The 12956-nt window shown below is 71.8% G+C and carries 13 protein-coding genes; 9 read left to right on the top strand and 4 right to left on the bottom strand.

All coding sequences use genetic code 11. The features are described from left to right. From QCN29_RS07925 to QCN29_RS07915, 3 genes are all read left to right on the top strand, one after another. Window positions 1-771 carry a hypothetical protein gene (locus QCN29_RS07925; RefSeq protein WP_279927018.1) on the top strand — a complete coding sequence of 257 codons (771 nt, stop codon included), beginning with the start codon at window positions 1-3 and terminating at the stop codon, window positions 769-771. A gap of 184 nt (window positions 772-955) precedes the next feature. Then, the gene (locus QCN29_RS07920) at window positions 956-1735 is read left to right on the top strand and encodes a sigma-70 family RNA polymerase sigma factor (protein ID WP_398859153.1); all 780 of its coding nucleotides are present in this window, start codon (window positions 956-958) and stop codon (window positions 1733-1735) included. Continuing rightward, complete coding sequence (locus QCN29_RS07915; RefSeq protein WP_279927016.1) at window positions 1711-2553, top strand: MOSC domain-containing protein; 843 nt, start codon at window positions 1711-1713, stop codon at window positions 2551-2553. The genes QCN29_RS07920 and QCN29_RS07915 overlap by 25 nt, the downstream gene beginning before the upstream one ends. 71 nt (window positions 2554-2624) lie before the next feature. Here the strand turns inward: QCN29_RS07915 and QCN29_RS07910 are convergent, their stop codons facing one another. Both QCN29_RS07910 and QCN29_RS07905 read right to left on the bottom strand, forming a co-directional pair. Next, window positions 2625-2951: a hypothetical protein gene (locus tag QCN29_RS07910; protein ID WP_240135938.1), complete on the bottom strand. Its 327-nt coding sequence runs from the start codon at window positions 2949-2951 to the stop codon at window positions 2625-2627. Between the two features lie 156 nt (window positions 2952-3107). After that, window positions 3108-3596 (bottom strand): carboxymuconolactone decarboxylase family protein, encoded by a 489-nt coding sequence (locus QCN29_RS07905; protein ID WP_279927015.1) that lies wholly within the window; start codon window positions 3594-3596, stop codon window positions 3108-3110. A gap of 47 nt (window positions 3597-3643) precedes the next feature. Here QCN29_RS07905 and pdxR point away from each other — a divergent pair, with 47 nt between their 5' ends. The 3 genes from pdxR to glnII all read left to right on the top strand — a co-directional run bounded on the left by pdxR (window position 3644) and on the right by glnII (window position 7416). Then, window positions 3644-5101, top strand: a complete 1458-nt coding sequence (gene pdxR, locus QCN29_RS07900) for a MocR-like pyridoxine biosynthesis transcription factor PdxR (protein WP_279927014.1) — start codon at window positions 3644-3646, stop codon at window positions 5099-5101. A gap of 85 nt (window positions 5102-5186) precedes the next feature. Beyond that, window positions 5187-5867, top strand: coding sequence for an RlpA-like double-psi beta-barrel domain-containing protein (locus tag QCN29_RS07895; RefSeq protein ID WP_279927013.1), 681 nt, complete (start codon window positions 5187-5189; stop codon window positions 5865-5867). Between the two features lie 517 nt (window positions 5868-6384). Then, a complete protein-coding gene (gene glnII, locus QCN29_RS07890) occupies window positions 6385-7416 on the top strand; it encodes a glutamine synthetase (protein WP_240135934.1) in 1032 nt (343 codons plus the stop codon). A gap of 22 nt (window positions 7417-7438) precedes the next feature. Here the strand turns inward: glnII and QCN29_RS07885 are convergent, their stop codons facing one another. After that, window positions 7439-7633 (bottom strand): hypothetical protein, encoded by a 195-nt coding sequence (locus QCN29_RS07885; protein WP_279927012.1) that lies wholly within the window; start codon window positions 7631-7633, stop codon window positions 7439-7441. A 4-nt stretch (window positions 7634-7637) separates the two neighbouring features. Then, window positions 7638-8675, bottom strand: a complete 1038-nt coding sequence (locus QCN29_RS07880) for an amidohydrolase family protein (RefSeq protein ID WP_279927011.1) — start codon at window positions 8673-8675, stop codon at window positions 7638-7640. A 92-nt stretch (window positions 8676-8767) separates the two neighbouring features. On the opposite strand from QCN29_RS07880, the gene QCN29_RS07875 reads away from it, so the two are divergent. The 3 genes from QCN29_RS07875 (at window position 8768) to QCN29_RS07865 (ending at window position 12832) form a co-directional block, all read left to right on the top strand. Next, window positions 8768-9502 (top strand): TetR/AcrR family transcriptional regulator, encoded by a 735-nt coding sequence (locus QCN29_RS07875; RefSeq protein WP_279927010.1) that lies wholly within the window; start codon window positions 8768-8770, stop codon window positions 9500-9502. Between the two features lie 151 nt (window positions 9503-9653). Beyond that, a complete protein-coding gene (locus tag QCN29_RS07870; protein WP_279927009.1) occupies window positions 9654-10649 on the top strand; it encodes an NAD-dependent epimerase/dehydratase family protein in 996 nt (331 codons plus the stop codon). Between the two features lie 620 nt (window positions 10650-11269). Continuing rightward, complete coding sequence (locus QCN29_RS07865) at window positions 11270-12832, top strand: DUF1996 domain-containing protein (RefSeq protein ID WP_279927008.1); 1563 nt, start codon at window positions 11270-11272, stop codon at window positions 12830-12832. Window positions 12833-12956 lie beyond the last annotated feature (124 nt).

Genomic DNA, 12956 nt, shown 5'->3' with positions numbered 1-12956 from the left:
ATGTCAGCGGGTCACGGTTGTCGCACTGTACGGGCTGCGGTGTTCGCGGCCGCCTGCGTGCTGCTCACGGCGTTCGGCCACATGCTGATGTCGGCAACGCCCGTTCCCTGGCCCGCGATGCTTGGCGCGTTCGCTGCGGTCGGCTGTTCGGCGTGGGCTCTGGGCGGCCGGGAGCGCGGGTTCGCGGCGGTGACGGCCGCGGCCGTGGTGGCCCAGGCGGCGCTGCACTCGCTGTTCTCCCTGGCGCAGGCGGCGGCGCGGTCGGCCGTGGGCGAGGGCGGTTCCTTCCTCCACCAGTGGGGGCGGTACCTGCTGTGCGGCATGTCGGGAGGCCCGGGGGCCCCGGAGGGCGCCTCCGCGGCCGCGACAGCCGCAACGGCCGTGACGGGCGGCGCGCATGGGCACGCCCACCACGCCCTGCCGCACACGCCCGGGCACGGACACCTCACGGCCGCCGACACCGGCATGGGCATGGGCATGGGCCACGACATGGGCGGGATGTCGGCGGGCGGCATGCTCGCCGCGCATCTGCTGGCCGCGCTGCTGTGCGGGCTGTGGCTCGCCCACGGAGAACAGGCCGTCTTCCGCATCCTGCGCTGCTTCACCGCCTGGATCACCGCCCCGCTGCGGGTGCCGCTTCAACTGCCCGCGCCCGCGCACCGCCCCCGTGTCCGCGCCCGCCGCACCCGTGCGGTGCGCGGGCCGCGGCGGCTGCCGCTCGTCCACGCCATCACCTCCCGGGGTCCGCCCGTCGGGTCCGCTGTCCTCTGACAGCCGGCTCCCCGCTGCCGCGACGGCCTGACGGCCGGTTCCGCGGCCGGGCACCGGCTCCGCCGCCGTGCGGAGCCGTACGACGTCACCGGCCTGCCGCGGCTGCGCGGCAGCGGCCGGATTCCGCCAACTCCGAGGAGAACCGAAGGCGATGAACGCTGCCCTGCTCGCGCGCCCGGCGCGCATGGACGACGCACACCCCGACGCCCGCCACGACGCACATCACGACACGCATCACGACGACGTTGACCACGGCCGCACACTTCACGGCCGCACGCTTCACGGCCGCACCTGTGACGGCGACGCACTCGACGCGTTGATCACGGACTGGGCGCTGGCCGCCCGCGGCGGCGACCCCGACGCCGTGGAACGTTTCGTCCACGCCCTGCACCGCGATGTCTGGCGCTATGTGGCCTATTTGAGCGCGGACCCGCAGGCCGCCGACGATCTTTCACAGGACACCTTTCTGCGGGCGCTGGGGAGTCTGCACCGCTTCGAGGGCCGTTCCTCGGCCCGCACCTGGCTGCTGTCCATCGCCCGCCGCGCGGTGGTGGACAGCATCCGCCACGCCGCCGCGCGGCCCCGGCTGTCGGACACGGAGGACTGGCAGTCGGCGGCGGAACGGGCGCAGCCGCACGGGCTGCCCGGCTTCGAGGACGGCATCGCGCTCGCCGAGTTGCTGTCCGGGATCCCCGCCGCGCGCCGTGAGGCGTTCGTCCTCACCCAGGTGCTGGGGATGCCCTACGCCGAGGCGGCCCTGGCGATCGGCTGCCCGATCGGCACGGTCCGCTCCCGTGTCTCGCGCGCCCGAACGGCGCTGCTGGAACTGCTCGCGGCGGCGGACCGGCCGCGGGACTCGGCCGAGAGCACGCCAGAAGCGCCCCGGGACGCCCGAGGAGCCCGCCCGGCGGCGGCCGCGCCGCCGGTACGATCGCCGTCATGGGGATCTCTGTGCGGACGTTGACGTACTACCCGGTGAAAGGCTGCGCCGGTACGACGGTGCGGTCTGCGCGCGTCGGGGATACGGGGCTCGAGCACGACCGCACCTTCATGGTCGTCAACGCGGCGGACGGCTCGTTCCGCAGCCAGCGCACGCAGCCGACCCTGGCGGTGGTCCGTCCGGAGGTGCTGGACGGGGGCGCGGCGCTGCGGCTGTCCGCGCCCGGCGTGGAGAGCCTGACGGTGGACGCCGTCCCGGAGGGGCCGTTGCGGCCGGTGTCGCTGTTCGGCAAGGACATCGGCGACGCACCGGACCAGGGGGACGCGGCCGCCGAATGGTTCTCGCAGGTGCTCGGGGCGAAGTCGAGGCTGGTGCGGGTGGCGCGGGGGTTCGACCGGGACGGCTGGGGCGAGACGCCCGGCAAGGTCGCCTTCGCGGACGCGCACGCCGTGCTCGTCGTCTCGCAGGCTTCGCTGGACGGGTTGAACGCCCGGATCTCGGCGGGGGGCGGGGGGCCCGTGCCCATGGACCGCTTCCGCCCGAACGTCGTCCTCGACGGCTGCGCGGACGCGCATGCGGAGGACCGGATGCGCACCCTGGACATGGGGACCGTCCGGCTCGCCTATTCCGTACGGGCGACGAGGTGCGCGGTGCCGATGGTCGACCAGGCCACCGGGGTGCGCAGCGGGCCGGAACCGCTGCGCACCCTGTCGGCCTACCGCCGGGAGCCGGAGTACGGAAACCGGGTCAGTTTTGGCCTGAAGGCGGCGGTCGTGCGGCATGGCACGCTCGCCGTCGGGGACGTGGTGCTGCCCGAGTGGCGTGACGACCGGCGGGACTGACCCGGCGCGTGGGCGGGCACGCATGGTCGGGGGCCGGGCCGAGCCCGGCCCCCGAGTGGCGCCCCGACTGCTCAGTGGCCGTAGCGGATCAGCGCCCGGACCATGCGGCAGGTGGTGTCGGACGGCGGGTGGACCCCGATGCGGTCCGCGGCGGTCCGTATCCTGCCGTTGTCAGCCGTCGCCGGGTGGTAGACGCCCGAGTCGAGCAGGGCGATCGCCAGGCGCATGGCCTTCAGTCGGCGGTTGTGGGTGATGTACCACTCGCGGGGCTGTCCCGCGGGCAGCGCTTTCTTCTCCAAGGGCCTCGGGGTGGTGGCGAACAGGGACTCCTGCTGGGACTTCCGCTGCGGCCTTCGCTGCGGTTGTGCGGTGAGTGTCGTGAGTGCGGCAACGGCCATCGGCAACCTCCTGGCGCGGTGGCGGGACCCTCCCGAACCATTCCGAACTACTGTTCATTCTACGTCCGACCACTGACAATCGCCCCTGGCCAGAAGGGGTTTGAGGGAGGCTGGAGGGGCTTGTGCAAGGTCCCGCCGCCACACCGGGACTCCCGGTCACCGCCCGTCCGCACCCGCCGTCTTACGCGTCGCCAGGGCGATGCGGTTCCAGGTGTTGATCGTGAGGATCAGCCCCAGCAGCTGGGCGAGCTCCCGCTCTTCGAAGCAGGCGGCGGCCGTCCCGTACACCTCGTCCGGGACGCCGCCGTCCGCCACCAGCGTCACCGCCTCGGTCAGGGCGAGGGCCGCCTGCTCCTTCTCCGTGAAGAAGTGCTTCGCCTCGCGCCAGACGCCGGTCATATGCAGACGCTCCTCGCTCTCGCCCGCCTTGCGCGCGTCCCCGGTGTGCATATGCAGGCAGTACGCGCAGTTGTTGAGCTGCGAGGAACGGATCTGCACCAGTTCCACCAGCGCCGGGTCCAGCCCCTCGCGGGCCGCGGCGTCCAGGCCGAGCACGGCGCGGAAGACCTTGGGAGCCTGTCGGGCGAAGTCCAGCCGGCCCGAACGGGGAGCGGATGCAGCGGCGTTGCTCTCTGTCGTCGTCATGTGTACGAATCTAGATCGGCAGGCGACCGGTTCAGGGGGGCATTTCAGTGGCGGAATCTCGGGTCAATTCCTGGACGGACACAGCGGAGGCGCTGGGCGCGGATCTGCATCTGGAGCTCGCGGGTCCGGGCAGCAGACGCGCCGTGCTGACCCGCGCCCTGCGGGAGGCCGTGCAGAGCGGACGGCTCGCGCCCGGCACCCGGCTGCCGCCGTACCGTTCACTCGCCGCCGATCTGCGGGTCGCCCGCAACACGGTGGCCGACGCCTACGCCGAACTGGTGGCCGAGGGCTGGCTCACCGCCCGCCAGGGCTCGGGCACGAGGGTCGCCGAGCGGGCCGCTCCGCCGGCTCCTCCGCCCAGGCGCCGCCCCGGTGCGGCGGCACACCCGGACAGGCCCGCGCTCGATCTGGTGCAGGGCCGCCCGGACCCGTCCGCCTTTCCCCGTGCCGGCTGGCTCGCGGCCGCGCGGCGGGCGCTGACGGCCGCGCCCCACGACGCCTTCGGCCCCGGCGATCCGCGCGGCCGGGCCGAGCTGCGGCAGGCGCTGGCCGGATATCTGGCGCGGGTGCGCGGAGTGCGGACCTGCCCGGAGCGGATCGTGCTGTGCTCGGGGGCCGCGCATGCGCTGCGGCTGCTGGCGGACGTGGTCGGCGGACGCTGGGCGGTGGAGGCGTACGGTCTGCCCTTCCACCGCGGGCTGCTTGAGGCCGGCGGGGCGGCCACACTCCCACTGCCGGTCGACGACGGAGGGGCCGTCGTCGAGGAGCTGGCCGGGCACTCCCCCGCGCCGGACGCGGTGCTGCTGACACCGGCGCACCAGTTCCCGACGGGCGGCCCGCTGCTGCCCGAGCGGCGTACGGCGGTCGTCGAGTGGGCGCGGGCCGCGGGCGGGCTGGTGGTGGAGGACGACTACGACGGCGAGTTCCGCTACGACCGGCAGCCGGTGGGGGCCGTGCAGAGCCTTTCCCCGGAGCGCGTGGTGTTCCTGGGGTCGGTGAGCAAGAGCCTCTCCCCCACTCTGCGGATCGGCTGGATGGTCCTGCCCGGGCACCTCGTGGACGAGGTGGTGGCCGCCAAGGGCGAGCGGGAGCAGTGGTCCAGCGCCACCGAGCAGCTCACGCTCGCGGAGTTCGTCGTCTCGGGGGCGTACGACCGCCATGTGCGCAGAATGCGGCAGCGGTACCGGCGGCGGCGCGACCAGCTGACGGCCACGCTGGCGGAGCATGCGCCGCGGATGCGGGTGTCGGGGATCGCGGCGGGGCTGCACGCGGTGCTGGAGCTGCCGCCGGGAACGGAGCGGACGGCGCTGAAGGCGGCGGCCTGGCAGGGGCTGGCGGTCGAGGGGCTGTCGGGGTATCTCCATCCGGCGGCGGCAGGGCTGCGCGGGCGCCGGGAACGGGACGGGCTGGTCGTCGGCTATGCGACACCGCCGGAGAGCCGCTACGGAGCCGCGCTTCAGGCGCTGTGCCGTGTGTTGCCGTCCGAGACTCCCGAAAACCATTGAGCAGAACGGGACTCCTACTCGTACGTAACGACACAGGGAACACACCCCCAGGAGGGGAACACCCCCTACCCCCACAGGAGTTCACGTGTCACGCAAACGCACCCTCACCGCGAAGAAGAAGATCGCCCTGCTGGTCGGCGCTGCGGCGCTGGCGGGCGGCACCGCGGTGGCGATGACCGGCACCAGCCAGGCGTCGGTCGCCTGCGACGGGCTGGCCCAGGCCCTGCAGAACAACCAGAACTTCATCGCCGCTCAGCGCGCCAACCCGGACGCCCAGTCGGAGGCCCGGATCGCCAACCGGGAGGCGGTGATCGCAGAGATCCAGCGGAAACAGGCGGCCTCCGGCTGTGAAGTGACCGGAGGCGGCGGGCAGGCCGCCGCCCAGCCGCCCGCCGACGGCCAGAACGACGCGGGCCAGAACGACGCGGGCCAGGGAGCCGGCAACCAGGACGGCGACGCGGGCCAGGGAGCGGCGGACCAGGCCGGGGCGGGCGGACAGGGCGACCAGGGCGCCGTGGGCGAGGTCGTCTGCGCCGGGTCGACCGTCACACTGTCCGGCGAGGGCGGTGCCCCCGCCGCCACCAGCAGCGAGTTCCCCGCGGGCACCACCCTCAAGATCACCAACCTCGACAACGACAAGTCCACCACCGTCGAGGTCACCGGCCCGTCCGGAAGCTGTGCGCTGCTGAACAACGCGGCCTTCGAGCAGGTGCGTGAGCCCGGCAAGTTCCTGATCCGCAACGCGCGCATCGAGCGGGTCGGCTGACCCCGGGCTGACCCCGGACGGGGTTCAGGACGGCGCCGTCGTCGCACTTCCGTGAATTTCGGTCGTAAGATCTGGTCCCGACGAACGACCGATACGCTGCTTCCGCACCCTTGCGGTGGATCGCTCCCCTCGACCCATCACCGGAGGAGCGCCGTGCGGAACCGGTGGTCCGGCGGTGTGCACGGCGCCGTCCTGGCCGGCTCGCGCCGCCGGCCGCGCCGCGGAGCGGAGGCGCCGTTCCGCTGAGATCGTCCGCGATCGGCCTGCTGATGACGCAGCCGACGCGACTGCCGAACAACCCGCCGCCACCCGGCGTCCCGGCCTTCGCCCGGCCCGTATACGACAAGAGCCGGACCACGCCTCACAACGGCGGCCTCAGCCCGTCGCAGACACGCACAGCCCGTGCCCTTTACCGAGGAAACCCGAGTAACACGGGGTTCACAGTCGAGCAATCGATGGGAAACCCCCCGTTGGGAGGCTGCGCCTCATACCCGCTGCACCGCAAAGGATGAGGCCCGTGACCTTCAAGGCTGAGTACATCTGGATCGACGGCACCGAGCCGACCGCGAAGCTTCGCTCGAAGACGAAGATACTTCCGGGCACCTCCGCGGACCTCGCCGAGCTGCCCATCTGGGGCTTCGACGGGTCCAGCACCAACCAGGCCGAGGGCCACGCCTCCGACTGCGTGCTCAAGCCGGTCTTCTCCTGTCCGGACCCGATCCGCGGGGGCGACGACATCCTCGTGCTCTGCGAGGTCCTCAACACGGACATGACGCCGCACTCCTCCAACACCCGGGCCGCGCTCGCCGAGGTCGCGGAGAAGTTCGCGGCGCAGGAGCCGGTATTTGGCATCGAGCAGGAGTACACCTTCTTCGAGGGCGACCGCCCCCTCGGCTTCCCGGCAGGCGGCTTCCCGGCCCCGCAGGGCGGCTACTACTGCGGCGTCGGCGCGGACGAGATCCACGGCCGTGACGTCGTCGAGGCGCACCTGGAGAACTGCCTCCAGGCGGGTCTGGGCATCTCCGGCATCAACGCCGAGGTCATGCCGGGCCAGTGGGAGTTCCAGGTGGGCCCGCTCGCCCCGCTCGAGGTCGCGGACCAGCTCTGGGTGGCACGCTGGCTGCTCTACCGCACCGCAGAGGACTTCGAGGTCTCGGCGACCCTGGACCCGAAGCCGGTCAAGGGCGACTGGAACGGCGCGGGCGCGCACACCAACTTCTCGACGAAGGCCATGCGCGAGGGCTACGAGGCGATCATCACCGCCTGCGAGTCGCTGGGCGAGGGCTCCAAGCCGCTCGACCACGTGAAGAACTACGGGGCCGGCATCGACGACCGCCTCACCGGCCTGCACGAGACCGCCCCGTGGAACGAGTACAGCTACGGCGTCTCCGACCGCGGCGCGTCCGTCCGCATCCCCTGGCAGGTGGAGAAGGACGGCAAGGGCTACATCGAGGACCGCCGCCCCAACGCCAACGTCGACCCGTACGTGGTGACCCGGCTGCTGGTGGACACCTGCTGCACCGCCCTGGAGAAGGCCGGCCAGGTCTGATCCGAATCGACAGCCAGCGCTTTCACGCCTCAGCGCCCGCCGGCAGGACCGGCGGGCGCTGAGGCGTGCTGCCGCACGGCGCGTCGCACGCGTCGACGGACGCGTCGACGCGCGCGTCGAGCGAGGCGAACTCGAACTCACCGTGGCCCGGCTGCCGGAAGCCGGGCGCCGGACACCGCCGCACGGTCCGGACCATGCGGCGGTCGGCTGCATACACGCCCCTAGCCTCGGGCGCGGTCCGCGGCGCGGGACACGAGGCCCTCCCAGTTGCGGTGCGCGATGTCGGCCTTCTGCCGGTCGGTGAAGGGGGCGTCCTCCAGGAAGGACCTGGCGACGCCCGCGCCGGTGTCCACGAAGGGGAAGCCTCCGGGGCGGAACCCGTAGGTGAAGGGATAATCCGTGGAGTACAGCATCCGTTCGGTCCCCACGACTTCGGCTGTCCAGCGGAGGTAGCGGGGGCTGACGGTGCCGCTTCCGGCGACCCAGAAGTTCTGCCTGAAATAGTCGGCGAGCGGGCGGGCCAGTCCGCCGGCGTCGGCGAAGAACCCGGTGTGGTCGAGATAGAAGAGCACGACCTCCCCCCAGTGGCCGGCGATCACCTGGAGCTCGGGGAACCGGTCGAAGACGCCGGAGAAGATCATGCGCAGGTACTGCACGCCCAGGTCGTAGTACCAGCCGATCGCGGGACCCGCCAGCGCGGTCCCGATGGGCCCGAGGCCGGAGTAGTAGGCGTCCGTCACCGCCTCCACAGGCATCTGCGGGTGGAAGTGGAGGGGGACCCGCAACCGCTCCGCAGCGGCGTACAGCTCGTCGTGCTCGGGGTGGTCGGCGAGCTTGGATCCGGTACGCCCGTAGAGCATGGCCCCGGGGAAGCCCAGCTCGGTGACAGCCCGCTCCAGCTCCGCAGCCGCGGCCGACGGCGACTGCGTGGGGATCGCGGCGAACGCCTGGAACCGGTCGGGGTTGCCGGCCACGACCTCCGCGAGCTGGTCGTTGACCTCGCGGGCCACGGCTGTCGCGTCCGCGCCGGGCAGGTTCTGCACGCCCGGCGACGAGATCGACAGCACCGCCACATCGACCCCCTGGTCGTCCATGTGCGCAAGCCGCCCCTCCGCGGTGTCGCGCAGCCGCCGGGCGACGGGGCTGTCGCCGAACCCCAGGTTCGGCAGCTCCGGGACCCCTGCCCGCGACCACGCCTCCATGATCACGGGCAGGGTGACGTGCTCTTCCAGTGCGATGATCCGCAGTCGTTCGGACATGCGATGCCCCTCCACGATCCGTTTCCAATGGAATCAATTGAACGGTATCACCGATACTAACGCCGGAATCACTTCTGCGATATCGTTGATACATGCCATCACGCGCAGAGAGCAGGAGGAGTCCTGCCGACGCTTCGGCCGTCGGCCGGGAACAGACCCGGCAGCGGGTCGTCGAAGCCGCCATCGGCCTGCTCACACACGGGGGGCGCGACGCGGTCACCACCCGCGCGGTCGCCGATGCGGCGGGCCTGCAGCCGCCGGCCATCTACCGGCTGTTCGGCGACAAGGAAGGGCTGCTCGACGCGGTGGCCGAGCACGGCTTCGCCATGTTTCTCGCCGCCAAGCAGGTCGACCCCGACCCGCGGGACCCCGTCGAGGACCTGAGAGCGGGCTGGGACGTCGCGGTCGAGTTCGGTCTGACCAATCCGGCGCTGTACACACTGATGTACAGCGAGCCCACCCGGTCCACCTCGGCCGCCTTCAGGGCCGGCATGGAGATCCTGATGGGCCGCATCCGACGCCTCGCCGCCGGCGGCTGGCTGAGCGTCGACGAAGCGCTCGCGGCCCAGATCATCCATGCCACGGCCCGCGGCGCGGTGCTCACCTGGCTGTCCCTGCCGGAGCACCTGCGCAACCCGGCCCTGTTGACCACACTGCGGGAGTCCATGGTCACCGCCGTCACCAACCGGCAGCCGGCCGTGCAGGACGCGGGGCCGGCAGGCGCCGCCCGCGCCTTGCGCGCCGTACTGCCCGAAGAGACGGCTCTCAGCCACGCGGAGCGGCATCTGCTGACGGAGTGGCTGGACCGCATTGCCGCCGGAGGCTGAGACACCCGAGGTCGAGGCGCCGGAGGCCGGCGCGCCGGGTGCTCTTGCGGAGCACACCGGAGCGCACAGGGTGTCACCTGTGGGCGAAACAACCGGAAGAGAGTCCTCCATTCGTCCCGCCGTCCGTCCCGGCAGGGCAGAGTCGTGCTCCATGAAACTGCTGATTCTGGGGGGCACGGAGTTCGTGGGACGGGCGGCAGCCCGGGCGGCGCTGGACCGCGGCTGGGAAGTGACCGTCTTCCACCGGGGCCGGCACCCCGCCCCGGCCGGAGCCCATGAGCTGATCGGCGACCGTACGGAGCCCGGCGGACTGGCCGCGCTCACGGGCGGCGGCCCCTGGGACGCGGTCCTGGACACCTGGTCGGCCGCCCCGTCCGCGGTGCGGGACGCGGCACGGCTGCTGGCGGGCCGGACGGACCGCCATGTCTATGTGTCGAGTTGCTCGGTGTACGCCTGGCCCGTGGAAGAAGGCTACGACGAAGACACTCCCGTGGTGGACGGCTCCGCGGACGCCGGGGACGTCCCGTACGCGGAGGCCAAACGGGGCGGAGAGCTGGCCGCGCTCGACGCGTACGGCGCGGACCGCTCCCTGCTGCTGCGGGCCGGGCTGATCATCGGCCCCTGGGAGAACGTCGGCCGTCTGCCCTGGTGGCTGGGCCGCATCGCCCGCGGCGGCCCCGTGCTCGCCCCGGGCCCGCAGTCCACCCCGATCACCTATGTCGACGCCCGCGATCTGGCGGAGTGGGCCCTGGACGCGGCGGAGCGGGGGCTGAGCGGTCCGTACAACGTGGTCCGCCAGGACAGGGCGACCATCGCGGAGTTGCTCCAGGAGTGCGTACGGGCGACGGGCGCACAGGCCGACCTGCGGTGGACCCCGGCCGCGACGGTCCTGGACGCGGGCATCGATCCGTGGACCGAGCTGCCGGTCTGGATCCCTCGCGCCGAGCGGCCCGACGAACACGCCATGATGCACGGCGCGAACGCCTCCCGCGCGCAGGCGGCGGGCCTGCGCATCCGTCCGCTCGCAGAGACGGTGCACGACACCTGGGCCTGGCTGCGGTCCCTGGGCGGCACTGCGCCGCACCGCCCCGACCGCCCTCCGGTCGGCCTCCCCGAGGAGAAGGAGGCCCGGGTGCTGGGGCGGTGACGGCGCAGCAGCCGAGGGAACAGCGGGGGGAGCGAGGAGCTCCGCGGCGGTTCGCGGTCCTGAGAGACGCGGCGCGCTGACGGCGCTGACGGGTGCGGGCGGCCGCCGCCCGCACCCCTGCGACGGAGTCGCAAGGCGGGCTCGCCGGGGCGGCGCAGGCTGCACCCCGCGCGGCGGGAAGGCCCGGCGGCCTGCCCGCCGGGCCGCGACGACACCGGCGCGGCCGGCGAATCGCACACCACACCGGAGGGCGCCGGCGGCGCCGACCCACCTGGACGCGGGGCAGCCGCGCCGGAGCCCCCGGCCCGCAAAGCCCCGCGGCCCCGCGGCCCCGCGGCCCCGCATCCTGAGGTGGCGCGAGGACGCCAAGGCGGGAAGGCGGCGGTGTCGGCATGCCTGCTCTCCCGGAGGGAGGGGGCGAAGTCGCCGTTTCGGGGGGCGGTCGAACACTCCGGCTTCCTTGCGGTTGGTCCGATTTGACGGTGGAGATTTCTACGAACTCGCCGACGCCTTGAACACCCCACTCCTCAGAGCCGTATGGAACGGCGCGCTTCTCCCTCTGTCGGGACCCCCCAATCCCCGTAATCCCACACACCCCGGCAACGAAGCAGAGGAGTTCCATGGGACGCAACGCAAGAAAACGCTCCACGCTGGCGAACCGGGCGATCGCCGCCACGGCTGCCTTGATCATGGGCGGGGGTGGGCTGGTCGCCGCGAATGTGTACGCAAATGCGGGCGAAGGCCGATCCGGCCAGCGAAGCGAGCAGCAGCAACGGCAGAATTCCTGGCAGGCGATGGCCACCATCGACTGCCCCGAGGTCGGGAACGACCTCCGTGAGGTGCCGAGGCAGGCCAAGCGTGAGGTCGCCCGGGAGCTCGCACGGATGGACACCCAGATCACCGAGGCGTACAAGCGGTTCGCCGAGGAGAAATGGCAGATCCAACGCGATCCGCAGTATGCGCAGAACGCCATCCTCAACCCCCTGAAGAGCAAACGGGTGGCGAGCATCGACCGGATCTCCATCGTGATCAGCCGGTGGACCCAGCGCCCGCGGGGGCTGGACCGCCTGGCGACCTGCACCCTTCAGGCCGATGACAACGACACGCTCAAGGGAGGAAACCAGAACGAGGACAATAACGACGGCAACAACAATGACAACGGTGGAAACAACGACAACGACAACGGCGGCAACCAGGACAACGGCAACAACAACGACGGCAACAACGATGGCAACAACAACAATGGAAATGACAACAACGGCAACGGCGGGCAGGCCGGGAACGGGCCCGAAGCCAATGACTTCGTCGACATCCAGGACGTCCAGCCGAACGTCCGGGAGCCGCGCCAGCGCCGCAACGCATCCCGTGGCGTCTTCACCACCAAGTGCGGCGTAAACGAGAACGGCAAGTTCAACCCGGACAACGTCATCGTCGCACCCGGCGTCGCCAACGGCGCCCACCATATGCACGACTACGTCGGCAACCAGGAGACCGACGCGTTCTCCAGCGACGACGATCTGGCGCGCGGTGAGACGACCTGCCGCAACCAGGGCGACAAGTCGACGTACTACTGGCCGGTTCTGCGACTGCAGAACGGACAGGACGAGAACGACGCCAACGAGGACGGCGGCGGCAACGACCAGAACGTCGGAGAGATCCAGACGCCCACCGAGGTGACGCTCGACTTCGAGGGCAGCCCGGTCAGCAAGGTCACCGCCATGCCCCGCTTCCTGCGGATCATCACCGGCGACGCCAAGGCGTTCACCAACGGCGACGCCAACGCCAACGCCTCCTGGTCCTGCACCGGCTTCGAGGACCGGCAGCTGAAGGACAAGTACCCGATCTGCCCCGAGGGCAGCCAGGTGGTGCGCACCTTCAAGTTCCAGAGCTGCTGGGACGGCCAGAACACCGACAGCGCCAACCACCGCACCCATGTGGCGTTCGCGAACGAGAACGGCAACTGCCCGAACGGCTTCCAGGCCATCCCGCAGCTGGTGCAGCGGATCGTGTACGACGTGCCGCAGCCGTCCTTCGGCGACAACGGCGTGGTCTACGCGGTCGACTCCTTCCCGGAGCAGCTGCACAAGGCGATCACCGATCACGGCGACTTCATCAACGTGTTCGACGAGCGGCTGATGGACCAGGTGGTCTTCTGCATCAACTCAGGACGTCGCTGCCGATGACCCCGTGACCCCGGGCGGGAAGCGGGAGCTTCCCGCCCGGGCCCTCCGGATCCCCCCCACATCCGCCACGTCCCCCACACCCCCCAAGTCCCCCACATCCGCCACGTCCCCCACATCCCCCACA

Origin of the sequence: Streptomyces chengmaiensis, assembly GCF_029846775.1 — a bacterium.
GTDB classification, from domain to species: Bacteria; Actinomycetota; Actinomycetes; order Streptomycetales; family Streptomycetaceae; genus Streptomyces; species Streptomyces chengmaiensis.
This window is presented reverse-complemented; position numbering and strand designations above follow the sequence as displayed.

Coding starts and splice junctions, on each gene's coding strand:
- QCN29_RS07910 (WP_240135938.1), bottom strand. CDS start 2,951: ATGGCCGTTGCCGCACTCACGACACTCACCGCACAACCGCAGCGAAGG.
- QCN29_RS07920 (WP_398859153.1), top strand. CDS start 956: ATGGACGACGCACACCCCGACGCCCGCCACGACGCACATCACGACACG.
- QCN29_RS07870 (WP_279927009.1), top strand. CDS start 9,654: ATGAAACTGCTGATTCTGGGGGGCACGGAGTTCGTGGGACGGGCGGCA.
- QCN29_RS07905 (WP_279927015.1), bottom strand. CDS start 3,596: ATGACGACGACAGAGAGCAACGCCGCTGCATCCGCTCCCCGTTCGGGC.
- QCN29_RS07875 (WP_279927010.1), top strand. CDS start 8,768: ATGCCATCACGCGCAGAGAGCAGGAGGAGTCCTGCCGACGCTTCGGCC.
- QCN29_RS07880 (WP_279927011.1), bottom strand. CDS start 8,675: ATGTCCGAACGACTGCGGATCATCGCACTGGAAGAGCACGTCACCCTG.
- QCN29_RS07925 (WP_279927018.1), top strand. CDS start 1: ATGTCAGCGGGTCACGGTTGTCGCACTGTACGGGCTGCGGTGTTCGCG.
- QCN29_RS07865 (WP_279927008.1), top strand. CDS start 11,270: ATGGGACGCAACGCAAGAAAACGCTCCACGCTGGCGAACCGGGCGATC.
- QCN29_RS07915 (WP_279927016.1), top strand. CDS start 1,711: ATGGGGATCTCTGTGCGGACGTTGACGTACTACCCGGTGAAAGGCTGC.